Genomic DNA, 17,505 nt, shown 5'->3' with positions numbered 1-17,505 from the left:
CCGGGACAAGAATAGATTTTTGGGCTGGAAAGTAAAAAATGCACCTTAATTTTAGATTAAGGTGCTCTAAAAGCCTTTAGTTAAAATAAGGCCTTTATTCCTACTAATACAAGGCCAATTAAGAATCCACAAACGGCGCCGTTTACCCGAATCCATTGCAAGTCTTTTCCTACATTTGTTTCAATCATATGGATGAGAGTTTTAGTATCAAGCTTATCTAAATTTTCTCGGACAAGTCTGCCGATTTTTGAATGATTCCGATCAACAAAGCTGGATATTTGTTTTTTTATCCATGTTTCCAGTTGCATCATCTTATCTGAATTTTCTTTAAGCTCGTTTAGACTTTTCGTAATTAAGGGAAGTATATATTCATCGTAAAAGCTGGGCTCTTCCACAAAATCATGAGCCTTTTGCTGGAACTCAGTTAAAAGCTCGATTATTTTTTCTTCGGGTTTCCATTTTTCAATGATTTGCAGTTTAAACCGATTAAGCTCTTCATAAATTTTTTCATTACTTTTCATAGTTTGCAGCTTGGTATCAATGTGGATTAATAAGGTTTTTCTATTTTGATTCAAGGGATCACGATAATTATCAACACCTTTTAGAATCAAGCTTTGGATAATATTCCCTAATTTTTCCTCGTTAACAAGATTGCTAAAGGATCTTAACGCAAACTGCATGATACCGTCCGCCTTAATATTTTCAATCATTTCAACTGCCATCCCGCCAAGCTGATTCTTTGTACTTTCCTTTTTGGCCCAATCATCAATTTCTTTAAGGATGAAATCAAGTGTTTTTTCATCGTATTTCCGAATCGTAATTTGATCGACGAGTAATGGAAAGTAGTAATTAATATCTATATTCTCAACAAAGGCTTTTAGCTCTTTTTCGATTGTCGGAGCTATCATCTTGATCTCAATCTTTTTGATAAAATGCTGAATAAGAGTGATGATGTTTTTCTTTACCGGCTGAGCGTGTATTTCTTTATTTACTATGGTAAATAATTTTTCGCTGAACTGAAACGCAGCTATTTTTTCACGGATGCTCTCCTTTGTCAGCCAGTCCTGCTCTAACATCGAAATGATTTTTGCAATAATCTTTTCTCTGTTTTTTGGCAAAATGGCAGTGTGCGGGATTGGCAGGCCCATTGGGTGTCGGAATAAGGCCGTAACTGCAAACCAGTCGGCAAGTCCCCCAACAAGCCCTGCTTCAAATCCGCCTTGGAGGATGGTTCTCCACACTGATAGCGGTAATGGAATAGTAGCTAAAAATCCAGCTGCCATCACAATAAGAGAAATAGCCGCTAAATGCTGCGATTTACTTTTCTGTTTTAACATCTTTGTAACCCCTCGTTTTGGATAAATAATGTTGTCAATTGATATTATCTCAATATTACTGAAAAAAAAGCAAAAAAACCATCTTTTAAAATATAAAAAAACTCCTCTCAGCTTTGAGAGGAAGTCTTTTTCTGTGGTTTTATATGGGTAATTAATCCATCCAAATCGGTAATATAAAATTGTATTTCCGGTGCTGATTTAAGAAAATGATCCTGTAATAGCTGATAATAATTCACCCTGCGAAGCGGGTCAAATTGTAGCATTGGATATTCCTTACGCTCCTTGACATATTGGTCAACAGCCTTTTGAACGATATCCATTTCAATTGGAATTTGTTTTTCACTTTCTTCAAACAAATCATATGTTTCCTTTGACATATAGAATTTTTTAGAAGGAAGTCCGCCAAGCAATGGTGCAAGCTGCTGATAGTCGATACTATGATCGTCCTGAACAAGAATGGTCCGGTAAACGCCCTTTGGCAGATTATCGGAAAACGTCCTGACGGCTTTCCGAATATCCTCAATGGTTACATCGATAACCGGGTACTTTCTGATATCAACCTGCTCTAATTTAGCAGGTTGTTCCTTACTATTCTTTTTTTGAACAGAGGATTTAAAATACCGTTGCACCATCGAATATACTGTCACGCCGCCAATTCCAATCCCGGAAAAAGTACCAATCAGTGTTAAAGTGGGATAAATATCATACCGGGCATCTAGTAGTGCCCCCACCTTGTAACCAGCATAAACACATAGTGCAATGGTAATTCCGAATACCATATTTAAAGAAAGGGCTTTCATTAGGAAGGTTGTGAATTCATTCCAATGTGTATCGTTATGAGTCTTTTCATTCTTAAAAAATTTCCTAACCTCTTTTTTCATTTCTTCAGAGACATTATTTTCTTTTAAAAAAACCTCGAGATACTCTTGTTCGGATTTGTTCTCATTTTTTAATAGACACGCTGTCTTTTCAATCGATCCTATTGTGTAATGGACATAAATCCATTTTTCTTCAAAACCTAATTCAAGATTTTCAGTAACCCTGCCCAAGTATTTTGTAAACTTGTGCTTCATAAATTAAGCCCCCTTAAATTGGTCTTTTTGAGAAAAGGACCTAGAACGTGAAAGGAATGCTTCTTCTTTTGCTTCTTTAAGGATTTGTTTAGCTTTGTCTTTAGCCTCTTGAAGAATCAGTTTTGCCTCACTTTCACTATGCTTCCTAATTTCTCTCGAATCTGCCCGCGCTTGTTTAAGGATGATTTCACTTGTTTCAAGATTCTTTTCAGCATCGAGTTTATATTTTTCCGTTAATTGGAGCTGATTTTCAATATGCTGTTTTCTATTATCAAGTATATTTACCAACTTTTTAAAAACCAACTTCTTTAAAATAAAAACAAGAACCGTAAAAATAATAGCCTGATAAATCATCGTACCAAATGAAATTGGGATACCAAATAATGTAATATCACCCAAAACAATTCAACTCCATTCATTTCTATATTATGTTATACGGTGGGCAATGTAAACCATTGTAAGTGTTACAAAGATATAAGCCTGAATTGCACCAATGAACAGACAAAATGCCTGCCAGATCAACATAGGCACTGAAGCAAGGAGAGCGGTTCCAAAACCATGGCTTACAGCACTTGCCAAAAGGGCAAGCATTACTTCCCCTGCATAAATATTTCCAAACAGCCGAAGTCCCAATGTCAATGTTGTGGCAAGCTGCTCTATTGCATTGATAGGAAATAGGATTTTAAATGGTTTGAAAAAACTCAGAACAAAATGCTTGAAACCGTGCAGGCGAATATCTATGAAATGTGTATAGACGATAATCATGATGGCGAGCGTCATGGTTACATGTGCATCTGCAGTAGGCGATTTCCACCAAGCAACTGAATCCTCCTCAGCGGTAATAATCGAGAAGGGGATGCCCATAAGGTTTGCAATGAATAAATACATTAATAGAGAGACACCTGTTGACAAAATAAATAAATTGTTTGAAGCAACCATAGAATTGTTCATGATATCCTTCACAAATTCCACAATCCACTCCATAAAGTTTTGCCGCTTTTTTGGTGCACTTGTTGTCGGGTTTCTTGTAAATAGGTAGGCGATGAGGAAAACGATGATAGCAGCAATGGTCGATGTAATGATGACAGATAAATCAAACGTTAAATTAAACCAAACTACTTGAGGTCTTGAATGCACTATGATGTCCACCCCCTTTCTGTTTAAGGTATGGAACCAATAATTGGAGGATGAGATGAGAGATTAATTGGTCTTATTTTCATTATATACAAAAACTTTCATTATTGTAAGATAGTTCACGATTTATTGCTAATTTTCTGAATAATAATGTTAACATAGTTAGAACTATTGATAGCATTGTTTTGATAGTACCAACTATTATGTCAATAATAGCAATTTTATAAATATTTTTATTATATTATCCTATTAAAATTATTAGCAAAGATTCGAAAAAATTTTTTACTTTGAAACCTTTTATTACTTTTAACGTCTTATTAAATGTTGTAAAATAAACAAGGCATTAATTAAAGAAATAGGGGGAAACAAAAATGAAAAAGTTTTTACTATTTTTATCCGCTTTAACGATGGCAATTGGCTTGACTGCCTGCTCAAGTAATGATGATGCGAAAACGGATAAGAAAGATACACCAAAAGAAACAGCAAAAGAAACAGAAGCACCTAAAGTTGATGTTAAGAAAGAATTAGTTAAGTTCTATATGGAACTTGGAAATAAAATTAACGCAAAAGATGCTGATTTAAACGCTTATGAAAAGAAAGCATCGAAGGAAGATGCAAAGCCTGAGGATTTACCAACTGCTGAAGAAAAGGCAGCAGCCAGTGAATCGGCCGCTGCAGTCGCATCGGAACTTAATGCTGTTCAAATTCCAGCTGATTTAAAGGACCAGCAGGCAGATCTGGAAGCAGCTGTTAAAGAATATGCTGCTTCATATCAAACTAAAGCAGATGAGTTGAAAAAAGACACACCTAATTTCGAAGCAGCGGATACAACCTTTGCACAAGCTGAAGAAAAACTGGGAAAAGTTTTTGAAAGAGCAAAATTATTACCACCAAGCTTAGGTAAGCAAGTAAACTAATGATCATAAAAACAAGCCAGATGAATTCCATCTGGCTTGTTTTTTCATCGTATTTTAATGGATTTTAATGCCTGCCTCTTCTTTGTAAGTAACTTGTAGTTCATCCAAGAGGTCGTCGACAGATAAGTAAGTTTCCGTATCTTCAAAAAACCAAACATCGTTATCTTCAACAAAGAAGGTAATTCCATTTATCTCTTTTGTAATTTCTGCGTTTGCAGGGTACTCTGCCGAAAAAGCGAGGCTGTAGCCTTTATGTTTCTCACCAAAACCAGCATATTGAGGAAACATTCGAATGCTGTACGGTTTCTTAATTTCGAATTCTTTTGAAAACCATAAACCTGCCTTTTCATCGATAGATATAAATATATTTTACACCAACCTTTTCCTAGTTGATAATGATTCATAAGGATAGAAATGGATTTAGTAGTACACGATTTCCTTATAGTAAAAGCTTAATTCTTTTTTAGAATTTTGCCTGTGATAAAATTCACGGACTTCAACCATACAGTAGGGTTTATAAAAATGTTCATTTTTTTGTTTCGAATCGGTCACATCTTGCAAAACGACAATAAACAGAAAATCCATTGTTGCTGTTTTTGTAACATGTTTACAGTGTAAACCGTGATAAAATAAAAGAAATAAGAAAAGGGAGTTTTTGACTATGGAAAAGGAATTTGAAAAATTAACCGAAAATGTCATGGATATAAAAAGCTTAATCAATACATTTAATGCAACATTGGAGAATATTGAGAGGAGACTTTCAAGATTAGAAAAGATGGACAGCATCGAACATAGGGTAGAGGTAAACCAAATCGACCTATCTGATATTAAAGAATCCCTTCAGCGGATTGAAGATAAACAGAGCGGCGATATTCAGCATATCAACCGCCGACTTGATTCCCATTTAGTTAAAATAGCAAAAGCTGAAGAAGATCTAATCATTCTCAAATCAAAATAATATTAGGCAGAAAGCAAAAAAGATCAGATTAGTCACAATCTGATCTTTTTTGCTGAGAAAAATTGTAACCACTTACAATTTTGTAAATAGTGCTTTGATGCCTAGGTAAAGCAAGACAAAAGAGAAGACTAAAATTGCGAGAGCTCCGACAACGTGAAAAAATGATGTCATGCCAGCTAGAAATGAAATGACAGGCATATGAATAAGGGCAAACCCAGCTAAGATACAAACGAAAAATAAATTTGCTAAACGATCCATTTCTCATCCCTCCTTGCAAGCAGGATATGCGTTTAAAGGGCTTGTTGATTGGACGAATCTCCAAAAAAAGGAGCTTTTAAGCAAAAAAATAGACCGTTATCGATTAACACGGTCTTTAAAAATACTTATGATAGAACTTCTGATTTTGACAGGGCGATTTGCTGGATATCAGTTTCTCCGTTTGCAGTATTTTTGGTCACTTCAATATATTTTATATGGTGCTCTTCCATATCGAGGATTTTAAAGGAATACGTTTCATGATGAATGATGTCACCTTCTTTAGCTTCATAATTCTCAGTGAGAATCCAGCCGCCAATGGTATCAACGTCTTCGTCATTAATTTCAACTCCCAATAAATCATTGACCTCGCTTACTAAAACCTTCGAGTCAATAATATAATGGTGTTCTTTCATTTTACGAACCTCTGGAACTTCGTCCATATCAAATTCGTCACGTATCTCGCCAACAATTTCTTCAAGGATATCTTCTACGGTAACAAGCCCTGATGTACCACCATATTCATCCATTAATATGGCCATATGCATTCTTTCCTTTTGCATTTTTACAAGCAAATCATGGATGGGGATGGTTTCTATTACTCTAATAATCGGACGGGTATAGCTTTCCAAGTTTCTTGTTGAAAGGTTTTCCTTTCCAATTAAGTCAGTCATAATTTCCTTTATATTGATAAGCCCGATAATATGGTCCTTATCACCATCAATGATGGGATACCTTGTGAACTTTTCTTCACGTAAAACCTGAAGAAAGGTTTCTAATGAATCATCCTTGGATAATGAAACAATTTCCGTTCTTGGAACCATGATTTCTTTAGCAATACGGTTATCAAATTCAAAAATTTTATTTACATACTTAAACTCCGATTGGTTAATTTCACCACTTTTATAGCTTTCAGACAGGATAATGCGAAGCTCTTCCTCCGTATGTGCAATTTCATTTTCAGACACTGGCTTTAAACCAAAAATGCCGGAAACTACCCGCGCTGATCCATTCAGAACCCAAATAAATGGGTACATGAGCTTATAAAAAAAGATAAGCGGGCGAGACACAATCATGGTAATCCATTCTGCCTTTTGAATGGCTAGTGTTTTAGGTGCAAGCTCTCCGACCACGACGTGTAAAAACGTGATGGCAGCAAACGCAATTCCAACTGATAATAGGTGTGTTGCACTCTCAGGTATGTTGATTTTCACAAAAAGTGGTGCAAGCAAACCTTTAATTGTCTTTTCCCCAATCCACCCAAGGCCAAGAGCCGTTATCGTAATACCTAACTGACAGGCAGACAGGTATTCATCTAAATTTGAAATGACCTTTTTGACAGAAACAGCCTTCGAATTTCCTTCCTCAATTAACTGATCAATTCTTGAACTTCTAATTTTAACAATCGCAAATTCTGAAGCAACAAAAAATGCAGTTAAAGCTATTAAAATGGCTATTAAAACCAAGTTAAATATGTCCAAATAAGTTTCCTTATCCCGTTGTTACACGAGAAAGGAGTCACCTCCCAGTATTATACAAAACTTATTTTCTTCTAATCTTGTCTTTTGGAAAGTATACCTCCTCAACAATATATAAATTAACAATAATTATAAAGAATTTAACCTATACAGTCAAACGTCCTCGTTAAAGTAAGAGTTGATAACAACATTTTATGGAGAATTTTTGTAAATATGAACTGAAAAGTTGAAATATTACAAAAAATATTCAACAAAAAACGTCTCCTATATAGGAGACTTAGGTGACTTGAATACCTCGATATATAAAATATGATGTCCTTCAATTTCCTCAATTTTAAAAACGAATCCCTCTTTTTCGATGGACTCTCCTTTATGTACATCAAATTTTTGCGTTAAGAACCAGCCGCCAATCGTATCGACATCATCCTCTTCAAGAGTTGTCCCTAACAGGTCGTTTACTTCACTTATTAAGACCTTCCCATCCAAGACAAAGTGATCATCACCTATTTTTTGAATTAATGGACGCTCATCCAAGTCGAATTCATCACGAATTTCACCAACAATTTCTTCGAGAATATCTTCGACAGTCACGATTCCTGCCGTACCGCCATATTCATCCGATAAAACAGCCATGTGAGAACGGCTTTTTTGCAGCTTTACCAATAGTTGTTGAATAGGAATGGTCTCAATCACATGAATCACAGGCTTTAAATAATACAGAAGGGGTTCGTCGCCATTACACTTTTGCAGAATACAATCGGTTAAAATTTCCTTAATATTAACAATTCCTAAAATCGTATCCTTGTCACCGTCAATAACGGGATACCGTGTATACCCTTCTTCCTTCACCGTTTCGATGATTTCCTCAAGTTCAGCCTTCTTTGGCAGTGTAATGACCTCTGTTCGCGGAACCATAATTTCCTTCGCTATTCGATCGTCAAATTCAAAAATCTTATTCATATAGCTGTATTCTGAATGATTGATTTCTCCGCTTTCATAGCTTTGTGAGAGGATCATCCGCAGTTCTTCCTCTGAAAGTACAATATCTTGTTCAGAAACCGGTTTAATGCCGAACAAACCTGTGATAAAACGGGCCGACCGATTAAGCACCCAAATAAACGGATACATGAGCTTATAAAAGAAAATCATTGGAGGCGCGAATAGCAGGATTATTTCTTCAGCCTTTTGAATCGCAAACGTTTTCGGGGCTAATTCACCAATAACGACATTGAAAAAGGTGATGATCGCAAAGGCTAATATAAACGAGAAAACCTGATTTATTGATATCGGTAACTGAATCCAGTCCAAAAGTGGGTTTAAAAGCTCACGGACCGTGGACTCTCCACGCCATCCTAATAATAACGAAGTAATCGTAATACCTACCTGTGTGGCGGATAAGTATCCATCCATATTGGAAATGACTTTTTTTGCTGACTCGGCTTTTTTGTTTCCCTCGGACAGTAATTGGTCAATTCTCGTTGTCCGTATTCGTACAATCGCAAATTCCGATGCTACAAAAAAAGCAGTTAACGCAATTAGGAGCGCTATTATGACAATATTCATCCAAATCATCGGTTCCCTTACCCTAGTAAGGTATGCCACCTCACTTACAAAATAACTCTTTGTCTCATTATTACCTTACAATTCAATTTCTAATTGCGGGTTGGATAAATTTATTACTTCGATAAAATTGTCATATGAAAAATGCTGCCAATTGGCAGCATCAAGAAATTACTTATCTTTGATGGGGCGGCACTCCTTTCCATTCACGAGCCAGCATGCTGTAAACAATAAGATTGTGAAAGCGGCCGTTTAATTGTTCTCCATCTCTTAGGATTCCTTCCTTAACGAAACCAAGTCTATTCGGAATCGCCTGGCTTTTCTTGTTTTTTACCCCGCAGCGAATTTCGATACGGTTTATTCCTAATTGAAAAAAAGCGTAGTTTATCAAAGCATGAACAGCACGGGTGATTATACCGTGTCCTTCCGCTTTTTTAGCAAGGTAATAGCCAATACTTGCCGTGCTGTTATACCAATCCATTTGATGTAATCCAATCGACCCGACAAGTTCCCCTTTGTAAATAATTCCAACATTAAGGGCCGTATTCTCAGCAAATTGAGAAAGCCAAACCGGTATGATGGATTCGAAATGATAAGGGGCAGTCATACTGTCAACCCACGGCATCCACTCCCGTAAATGTTCGCGGTTTTCTTCAACAAGTTGATACAGTTTTAATGCGTGATGCCGTTCAAATAATTGAAGCTCAATTTCATGGTCAACTTTTAAGGTAAACATAGGCAAAGCTCCCGAAAAAAATTTTAGTACATCATATGCCAAAAAGGCTTTTTCGGAAGGTGAATATGGAAGAAAATAAAAAAAACCCCGCTCCGGATAAGCAGGGCATGTTTAGCTTAGTTTATTCATATATTTTGGAGTCTGCGGCAAGAGGGAGAGTAAGTGAAAAAGTGGTTTTCTCTGGTTTGGAATCACAAGACATCTCTCCTTTATGTTTTTCAATAATTTCTTTACATACAAACAAGCCAAGCCCTGTGCCAAGTTTTTTGGTCGTAAAAAATGGCTCAAAAATGGTTTCCTGCAATTCTGCCGGAATCATCGGTCCATTATTAGAAATATCGATTGTGATGTGCTGATTATCTTTTAAAAAGCTAACAATATTTATTGTTGGGTGCTCATGCTCATGATGATTAAAGACATCAATGGCATTAAAAATGATATTTATAAAGACCTGTCTAATTTCGTCAGCATAACCATTTAGTGTAATATCTTCACATAAATCCTTATTTATTTTAACTTTACCATCAAGAATACTTGGATAGAGAAAGTTTAGTACTTCATCAATAAGCTTATTCATATTGAAATCAGATTTTTCTTTGCCGATTAATTCTTTTTTCGATAAAAGCAGGAACTGGGAGATACGAAAATTTAGCTGATCCAGCTCGCTCGAAATAATTTCTAAATACTTCATATTTGGATAATCTGCTTTTAGTAATTGAATAAATCCCTGAACAGATGTAAGCGGGTTCCTAAATTCATGAATGAAACTTGATGTCATTTGTCCAAGGAGTGTTAACCGATCCTGATGGGTTGAATCAATGAACATAGTTTTTTCTTCAATGATTTTGTTTTTGGCCTCTGTATAAAAAGAAACGGCAAAATAAAGAAATTTATCGAAGCAGAAATTAATTTTATTCATTGATTCCTGCAGTTCCGGCCAAGGAATACCCGTTTTACTTAAATAGCTGTATAAAACCGTTCTGCCTAAATTGACATTATAAACAAAATCACCAATGTTAATATTAGCCATTACTCTTTCATGTGAAATTTTTTTTGCAAGATTTTCAAGCATCGTTAAGATTTCCTGTTCATTCATCTGATGCATTGTTAATACTACGTTAAGAAGGGCTTTAGCATTTTCCTGAATTTCACCTAAATAAGGGTCCCCTTTAGAAATAACAGTTGAATTACCCCATTCTATTAATAAATTCTCTTTATTTTTAGCAAAAAAGGCAATTAAATCGGTTTGTTCATCTATAAACATATTAACCCCCTCTGTCCAAACATGATTACAAAGATAATTCGCTTATTATTAGTAAAATCCTTTATTAATTGAAATAAAAAAAATTTCCCAATATTAGTTAGATAAATCTGATTTGATAAATAAAATCATAGGTTTTCAACATGGGTGGAATATTTTCCTTGTAAAGGCGCTAAATCAATAGTATATTCGATAGGGAATCAATTGAATATTTCCACAGGGGGGGCTGCTTTAGGCGGCTGAGAGTGAACGTTGAGAGTTCTGACCCTATGAACCTGTTAGTTAACACTAGCGTAGGGATGTGGTTTGCCGGATCGTAAAGCAATGCAGACAATTCCTTATGTCTCATTGCTTTTTTTTTCGTTTAAATTTAGGGGCACCATCTTGTTTAAGGAAGATATCAAACGAATCCAAAACGTTTAATAGGGGGAAACAGGAGTGAACAAAAAGAGAAGTAACACACTATTTATCGCCGAGGTGGCTGTTTTTTCAGCACTTGCCTTTTTATTGGATTTTGCCGCCGAGCTGCTTTCATTAAAAATTTGGCCGCAGGGCGGGTCTATTTCGATTGCTATGGTGCCGATTTTTCTCATGGCCTATCGCTGGGGAATACGTGGCGGATTATTAACGGGATTCTTACTTGGGCTTCTCCAAGTAGTCCTTGGATTCGGGAAAATTTATTTCATTGTTCAGGGGATTCTCGACTATTTTATTGCCTTTACAGTTGTGGGGTTAGCCGGTTTAGTGGCCGGAAAAATTAAGAAATCCTATGATGAAGGAAATAAGGGGAAGTGGATGACCTATGTAGTAATAGGGGCATTTGTAGGAAGTTTATTGCGTTATCTTTGTCATGTTATTGCCGGTGCTGTCTTTTTCGGGGAATATGCTCCAAAAGGACAACCGGTTATGATTTACTCTCTAGGTTATAATGGAACATATATGCTCCCAAGCTTTGTGATTAGTGCCATTATCGTGATTCTCGTCATCGGTGCAGTACCAAAGAGAGTAATCCTTGGAAAAAATTAAATATAAATAAAAAAAAAGGAAGAGAAATATTCTCGCTTCCTTTTTTTTTTGAAAACTTTTCGAACAATTGTCAAATTTACTATGCTTATTACCCTAAAAAAGTGTTAAAATACATTTAGAAAGATAATCATTCTCAATTAACATAGATAAGGGTGATATACATGTTTGGATCGTTAAAAGCAGGAGATAAGGGAAAGATTATTGACATTTCTCATGTTGGTCACCTGGTACAAAGACGTTTACTAGATTTAGGGATAACAGAAGGCTCAGAAGTGTGCGTGAAATGTGTCATGCCATTTGGCGGCCCGATTATGATTGAATCCTGCGGACAATGTGTCGGCATCCGCCGCCGGGAAGCAGTACAGATTGAAGTGGAGAGAATATAATGGAAATCGCGCTTATCGGAAACCCCAATACTGGGAAAACTTCCTTGTTTAATAATCTAACAGGTTCCTATGAGTATGTCGGTAACTGGAGCGGTGTAACCGTTGAAAAGAAAGTTGGCGTTTTCAAAAATAATATTGGCCATTTAATCGATTTACCAGGTGTATACACTCTTAATCCGTTATCAAAAGATGAAGGGGTGGTTACTTCCTTTTTCTTGAATGAATCTGTTGACCGCCTGTTAAATATATTGGATGCTTCACAATTAGAACGAAATTTACATTTAACCCTGCAATTACTTGAATTTGAAAAGCCAGCTCTTATTGGTCTAAATATGATCGATGTGGCTAATAAGCGTGGAATTCATATTGACGCTTCTAAGTTATCGGAAGTTCTTGGTGTACCGGTCGTCCCAGTCGTGGCAAGAAGTGGAAAGGGCTGTGATAAGCTCGTCGATGTCATCGCCACAAAATCGATTCAGCCAACGAAAAAGAACCTCGTTTATTATGGAAAAGAGGTTGAGGAAGCAATCACTTTGTTGACTGCTGAAATAAGCGGAAAAACTAATCATTCTGCGCGTTTTCTGGCGATTCAGTATTTTGAAGGAAATGACTATGTTAAAGACTATGTTAATAGTATTGCAGACGCCGAAAAGCTTGAGGCAATTACCGCACATTTAGAATTACAACTTCAGAAACTTTATGAGAGTAAATCAATAGCAAACTTCATCTATTTAAAAAGAAAAGAAGTCATTGAGATGATCGTTGCTGAAGTAGCTAAAAAAAGTAATTCGGATATCCCGCTCTCAGAAAAAATTGACAGCATCGTAACTAATCGCTATATTGGGATGCCAATCTTTTTGCTGCTGATGTATTTGATGTTCATGCTGACATTTGATTGGTTAGGAACACCATTATCCGATGGCTTGGATGCCCTTTTAACTGGTCCGGTTACGGTCGGATTCGAAAAGGTATTAACGGCGATAAATGCTTCTGAGTTTATTCATGCCTTAATAATTAATGGATTAGTAGCCGGGGTCGGCGGTGTTCTCGTGTTTGTGCCGCAAATCTTTATTCTATTCTTCTTTATTTCGTTATTGGAAGACTCCGGGTACATGGCCCGGGTTGCCCTAGTCATGGACCGAATTATGGAATCGGTAGGATTGAATGGGAAGGCCTTTATTCCGATGATGATTGGTTTTGGCTGTAATGTCCCTGGAATCATGGCGGCAAGAACGATTGAAACCCCAAGGGAAAGGCTATTAACCATCTTACTTACGCCGTTAATGTCCTGTTCAGCTCGTTTGCCTGTATATGCTTTATTTGTGGGCGCCTTTTTTGCCGGTAATAAGGCATTTGTTGTTCTAAGCCTGTATGTCCTTGGAATTGTTGTAGCGTTAATTTTGGCAAAAATCTTTTCTTCTACGATTTTAAAATCAGAAACTTCCTTGTTTGTGATTGAATTGCCGCCGTATCGTCTTCCTCAATTCCAATCATTATGGAGAAGTACTTGGGATAAAGGGAAAGGCTTCGTTAGAAAGGCAGGAACATTTATTTTTGCGGGTTCTGTCTTTATCTGGTTGTTATCATACGCTGGTCCTAATGGTTTAAATGTGGATATGGATCACAGTTATTTGGCTGCGATTGGAAATGCGATTGCGCCAATTTTCGCACCAATTGGCTTTTCTACATGGCAGGCATCCGCGTCATTAATTACAGGATTCCTAGCCAAAGAAGCGATTATATCAACAATGAATATAATCTATTTTGTACCAAACGATGCCAGTTTGCAGGGCCTATTAGCAGATTACTATACCCCGCTTGCGGCATATAGTTTCATGGTATTTATTTTGTTGTATATTCCGTGCCTAGCAACCGTAGCAACCATCTATAAAGAAACAACCTCGAAAAAGTGGACAGCTTTTTCGATGATCTATGCTTTCGCAATTGCCTATGTTTTATCCTTAATCATTTATCAAGGCGGCAGATTGTTGGGATTTGTATAATTCTAAAAAAGAGGTGGAGCAAATGATTGCCAGTGTTTTGATAGGTGCAGCTATCTTTGGATACGCGATTTGGCATTTTGTGAAATTCATAAATAAATCGAAAAAAGGAAAATGCGCCGCCTGTGAGTTGAAAAATTCTTGTTCAAGCCAGTGCGGCATTCCGCCAAAATTGTGATAAAAATCTCGGAAAAAACTGCTATCTTAAGACGATAGCAGTTTTTTATTCGTATGATTTGAATGATGAATGGGATTTGTGTAAAATTACACTAGATGCTATTGAAGGAAGGGCTAAATGTGACCAGGGAAGAAATTATCATGCAGGTTTCTGAAAAGCTTCGATTAATCCGAACTGAAGCAGGTTATACGCAGGATAAAATGGCAGATATTATTGGTGTCTCAAAGAAAACGCTTGTGCAAATTGAGAAGGGAAGAGTTCTAGCCAATTGGTCTACCGTTGTTGCTATTTGCGCACTATTTCGTGAAACAGAAACAGTTCAATTTTTATTTGGGAACGAGCCCTTGGAAGTATTGGAGACGGTTGCCAGAGAAGGTATTGATTATCGCAGGATGAAAACGATGGGCGGCCGCTTATGGTGGAAAGCGATATCAAAGAAAAACGGATTTATTCTTCAGCAAAATATTCTCAGCAAACATTTTAGAATATTGGATGCGGGAAATTATCGAATCTTCAGCAGTTTCGATGAAAAAATGACAAAGCAGCGCTTTAAAGAGTTAACCAAAAGTGAATAATGAAAAAGACGGGTTGTGTACCTGTCTTTTTTTGTTAATCGATTATTGTCCAGTAAACAGTCATAAAAATCAAGTTTTCATCGAAAAGTATACCTGTTATAGAGATTACAAACAAAGGATGTCATCAAATTGGTAGTTAAAGATAGGTTACGTGGCGTTTTCAACAATTGGAGAAAGTGGCATTTACTTCAGGTGATTGTGTTAACTGCCTTGATTATGATTCTAGGTTTCTTTGGGCTTCTTTTTTATTTTTCCAAAGATGCCGACATATCAGAACTGAAAAATGAACTTCCACAGCCAACGGTTTTTTATGATATTAATGGGAAAGTGGCAAGTAAGGTGTCTGCCAATAAAAATGAAGGAGTTCCGATCACGGAAGTCCCCGATTCCATGAAAAATGCTATTGTTGCCATTGAGGACCACCGTTTTTATCAACATAGCGGCGTTGATTTAATCGGTACGTCCAGGGCTCTCTTCCGCGATCTAAAGGCGGGCGCAATGGTCGAGGGCGGCAGTACCATTACACAGCAATTAACGAAAAATACGATTCTTACTTCTGAAAAAACAGTGAAAAGAAAGATGGAGGAAGTATTTTTAGCATTGGCTGTAGAACGAGAATATACAAAACAGGAAATCCTGCAGATGTATTTAAACCAGATATATTTTGGCAACGGCGCTTATGGAATTAAACAAGCCGCCAGTAAATATTTTGCAAAAGAGGTTAAGGACCTTTCGATTAGCGAATCCGCCTTATTAGCGGGACTAATTAATGCTCCCTCTGCCTTAAATCCATACGAAAATATGGAAAAAGCAACCGAAAGGCGAAATCTTGTGCTCGCAAAAATGCAAGAGCAAGGCTATATCACAACACAGCAGGCTGAAAAGGCAAAGCATGAAAAGGTTGTTCTCGATGACAAGGGCGGCGACCCGTTCCGTGGGAAATTTCCTTATTATGTTGACCAGGTTTTGGATGAGGCGATAAAACAGTACGGCTTCACTCAAGATGAATTGTTGACAGGCGGGTTTCAGATTTATACCGAGCTTGATCCTGCGATGCAAGCGGCGATGGAAAACACGTATCAAAATGACGCCTTATTTCCAAAAGGAAAGGACAGGCTTGTCCAAAGCGGAGGCGTCTTAGTAGACCCGAAATCAGGCGGGATCAGGGCTCTTGTCGGCGGCAGAGGAGATCATGCGTTTAGAGGCTATAACCGCGCCTCTCAGTTAAAAGCACAACCAGGTTCTTCCTTTAAGCCATTGGTAGTTTATACCCCTGCACTTGAAGAAGGCTGGAAAATCACGGACATGTTAAAGGACGAACAGATGAAGTTCGGCACTTATGAACCTAGTAATTATAATCATCAGTACGAAGGCGAAGTACCGATGTATGAGGCGGTAAAGGAATCAAAAAACGTCTCGGCTGTCTGGCTGTTAAATGAACTGGGAATCGAAAAGGGATTAGATGCGGTTAACCGCTTCGGCATTAGCTTGGATAAGGCTGACCGTAATTTATCAATCGCCCTCGGCGGCCTGCATCAAGGCGTATCGCCAATCGAGATGGCAGAAGCCTTTTCTGTTTTCCCTAATAACGGCGTGCGAGAGGAAGCACATGTGATCAATAAAATCATCGATGCAAAAGGTAATATGGTTGCTGAGTGGAAAGGGAAAAATGAGCGTGTAACAACAAAAGCTGTTACAGATAATATGACAACGATGCTCCTTGGTGTTATCGAACAAGGAACCGGAAAAGCAGCACAAATCCCCGGCCGGGAAACAGCGGGGAAAACCGGTTCCACCCAGGTTCCGATTCAAGGAATAAACGGGCTGAAAGATCAATGGTTTGTTGGGTATACGCCACAGCTAGTGGGTGCCATCTGGGTTGGTTATGATAAAACCGATGCTGACCACTATATCACCCCAACAAGCGGCACAGGTTCTGCTGTTATCTTCAGTGAAGTGATGAAGGAAGCACTAAAAGGCTATCCAAACGAAAGCTTTAATGTCCCGCACATTTCCACGTTGATTGAAAAACGAAAAAAGGAAGAAGAAGAAAAGAATCTTGATAATTTTCAAAAGAAATTCAATAATGAAGTGCAAAAATGGGAAGAAAAATGGAATAAACAAAAGGAAAAGTGGGATAAGAAGGAGAAGGACAAAGGTAAGGGCAAGGGCAAAGGAAAGGATAAAGGAAAAGGGCATTAATTTAGGAAGGTACGAAGAAATTCGTGCCTTTTCTTAATCAACGTTTTGTTGAAAAAAGACGGTTAAGGTTGAAGTAGAAAGGGTCTACTTCAACGTTTTGTTGAAAATGACGGTTAAGGTTGAAGTAGAAAGGGTCTACTTCAACGTTTTGTTGAAAAAAGACGATTAAAATTGATGTAGAGGGGGTCTACTTAAACGTTATGCTGAGAAAAGAGAGTTAAAGTTGAAGTAGAGAGGTTCTACTTAAACGTTATGCTGAAAAAAATGGTTAAAGTTGAAGTAGAGAGGTTCTACTTAAACGTTATGCTGAAAAAAGAGAGTTAAAGTTGAAGTAGAGAGGTTCTACTTAAACGTTATGCTGAAAAAAGAGAGTTAAAGTTGAAGTAGAGAGTGTCTACTTCAACATAAAAGTGAAAATAAAGGTAAAAA

18 protein-coding genes and 1 riboswitch are annotated in these 17,505 nt (G+C 37.3%); of the genes, 8 read left to right on the top strand and 10 right to left on the bottom strand.

Annotation, left to right across the window (positions count from 1 at the left end; genetic code table 11):
* Positions 1-80: 80 nt before the first annotated feature.
* From ACIQCO_RS11025 to atpB, 4 genes are all read right to left on the bottom strand, one after another.
* A complete protein-coding gene (locus ACIQCO_RS11025; RefSeq protein ID WP_400428439.1) occupies positions 81-1,337 on the bottom strand; it encodes a DUF445 domain-containing protein in 1,257 nt (418 codons plus the stop codon).
* A gap of 107 nt (positions 1,338-1,444) precedes the next feature.
* Positions 1,445-2,410, bottom strand: a complete 966-nt coding sequence (locus ACIQCO_RS11020) for an AtpZ/AtpI family protein (RefSeq protein WP_400428437.1) — start codon at positions 2,408-2,410, stop codon at positions 1,445-1,447.
* Between the two features lie 3 nt (positions 2,411-2,413).
* Positions 2,414-2,809: a F0F1 ATP synthase subunit B gene (locus ACIQCO_RS11015; RefSeq protein WP_400428435.1), complete on the bottom strand. Its 396-nt coding sequence runs from the start codon at positions 2,807-2,809 to the stop codon at positions 2,414-2,416.
* A 27-nt stretch (positions 2,810-2,836) separates the two neighbouring features.
* Positions 2,837-3,547, bottom strand: coding sequence for a F0F1 ATP synthase subunit A (gene atpB / locus ACIQCO_RS11010; RefSeq protein WP_400428434.1), 711 nt, complete (start codon positions 3,545-3,547; stop codon positions 2,837-2,839).
* A 368-nt stretch (positions 3,548-3,915) separates the two neighbouring features.
* Here atpB and ACIQCO_RS11005 point away from each other — a divergent pair, with 368 nt between their 5' ends.
* Positions 3,916-4,461, top strand: coding sequence for a hypothetical protein (locus tag ACIQCO_RS11005; RefSeq protein ID WP_400428432.1), 546 nt, complete (start codon positions 3,916-3,918; stop codon positions 4,459-4,461).
* Positions 4,462-4,515: 54 nt separating this feature from the next.
* Here the strand turns inward: ACIQCO_RS11005 and ACIQCO_RS11000 are convergent, their stop codons facing one another.
* A complete protein-coding gene (locus ACIQCO_RS11000) occupies positions 4,516-4,749 on the bottom strand; it encodes a hypothetical protein (RefSeq protein WP_400428430.1) in 234 nt (77 codons plus the stop codon).
* A gap of 373 nt (positions 4,750-5,122) precedes the next feature.
* Between ACIQCO_RS11000 and ACIQCO_RS10995 the strand changes: the two genes are divergently transcribed.
* Entirely contained in the window at positions 5,123-5,419 is a 297-nt protein-coding gene (locus tag ACIQCO_RS10995; protein ID WP_400428428.1) for a hypothetical protein, read from the top strand.
* Positions 5,420-5,491: 72 nt separating this feature from the next.
* Here ACIQCO_RS10995 and ACIQCO_RS10990 read toward each other — a convergent pair whose 3' ends face one another.
* The 5 genes from ACIQCO_RS10990 to ACIQCO_RS10970 all read right to left on the bottom strand — a co-directional run bounded on the left by ACIQCO_RS10990 (position 5,492) and on the right by ACIQCO_RS10970 (position 10,712).
* Positions 5,492-5,677 carry a hypothetical protein gene (locus ACIQCO_RS10990; protein WP_066084042.1) on the bottom strand — a complete coding sequence of 62 codons (186 nt, stop codon included), beginning with the start codon at positions 5,675-5,677 and terminating at the stop codon, positions 5,492-5,494.
* Positions 5,678-5,802: 125 nt separating this feature from the next.
* Positions 5,803-7,155 carry a hemolysin family protein gene (locus ACIQCO_RS10985; RefSeq protein ID WP_400428426.1) on the bottom strand — a complete coding sequence of 451 codons (1,353 nt, stop codon included), beginning with the start codon at positions 7,153-7,155 and terminating at the stop codon, positions 5,803-5,805.
* A 261-nt stretch (positions 7,156-7,416) separates the two neighbouring features.
* Positions 7,417-8,724: a hemolysin family protein gene (locus ACIQCO_RS10980; RefSeq protein WP_400428424.1), complete on the bottom strand. Its 1,308-nt coding sequence runs from the start codon at positions 8,722-8,724 to the stop codon at positions 7,417-7,419.
* 163 nt (positions 8,725-8,887) lie between these two features.
* A complete protein-coding gene (locus ACIQCO_RS10975; protein WP_400428422.1) occupies positions 8,888-9,448 on the bottom strand; it encodes a GNAT family N-acetyltransferase in 561 nt (186 codons plus the stop codon).
* A 121-nt stretch (positions 9,449-9,569) separates the two neighbouring features.
* Positions 9,570-10,712: a histidine kinase N-terminal domain-containing protein gene (locus ACIQCO_RS10970; RefSeq protein ID WP_400428420.1), complete on the bottom strand. Its 1,143-nt coding sequence runs from the start codon at positions 10,710-10,712 to the stop codon at positions 9,570-9,572.
* A 206-nt stretch (positions 10,713-10,918) separates the two neighbouring features.
* A riboswitch (TPP riboswitch) is annotated at positions 10,919-11,026 on the top strand.
* 121 nt (positions 11,027-11,147) lie between these two features.
* Here ACIQCO_RS10970 and thiT point away from each other — a divergent pair.
* The 6 genes from thiT (at position 11,148) to ACIQCO_RS10940 (ending at position 17,076) form a co-directional block, all read left to right on the top strand.
* Positions 11,148-11,735: an energy-coupled thiamine transporter ThiT gene (gene thiT, locus ACIQCO_RS10965; RefSeq protein ID WP_400428418.1), complete on the top strand. Its 588-nt coding sequence runs from the start codon at positions 11,148-11,150 to the stop codon at positions 11,733-11,735.
* 161 nt (positions 11,736-11,896) lie between these two features.
* Positions 11,897-12,121 (top strand): FeoA family protein, encoded by a 225-nt coding sequence (locus ACIQCO_RS10960; RefSeq protein WP_066084067.1) that lies wholly within the window; start codon positions 11,897-11,899, stop codon positions 12,119-12,121.
* Complete coding sequence (feoB, locus tag ACIQCO_RS10955) at positions 12,121-14,124, top strand: ferrous iron transport protein B (protein ID WP_400428416.1); 2,004 nt, start codon at positions 12,121-12,123, stop codon at positions 14,122-14,124. The genes ACIQCO_RS10960 and feoB overlap by 1 nt, the downstream gene beginning before the upstream one ends.
* Before the next feature lie 22 nt (positions 14,125-14,146).
* Positions 14,147-14,299 carry a FeoB-associated Cys-rich membrane protein gene (locus ACIQCO_RS10950; protein WP_400428527.1) on the top strand — a complete coding sequence of 51 codons (153 nt, stop codon included), beginning with the start codon at positions 14,147-14,149 and terminating at the stop codon, positions 14,297-14,299.
* Between the two features lie 119 nt (positions 14,300-14,418).
* Positions 14,419-14,874: a helix-turn-helix transcriptional regulator gene (locus ACIQCO_RS10945; RefSeq protein ID WP_400428525.1), complete on the top strand. Its 456-nt coding sequence runs from the start codon at positions 14,419-14,421 to the stop codon at positions 14,872-14,874.
* Between the two features lie 129 nt (positions 14,875-15,003).
* On the top strand, positions 15,004-17,076 hold the full coding sequence (locus ACIQCO_RS10940; RefSeq protein ID WP_400428414.1) for a transglycosylase domain-containing protein: 2,073 nt from the start codon (positions 15,004-15,006) through the stop codon (positions 17,074-17,076).
* Positions 17,077-17,505: the final 429 nt, after the last annotated feature.

This window comes from Neobacillus sp. NPDC093127 (genome assembly GCF_044754175.1).
Taxonomy (GTDB): domain Bacteria; phylum Bacillota; class Bacilli; order Bacillales; family Cytobacillaceae; genus Neobacillus.
The sequence above is the reverse complement of the archived record's forward strand: the minus strand, read 5'-3'. Positions and strand labels throughout refer to the sequence as shown.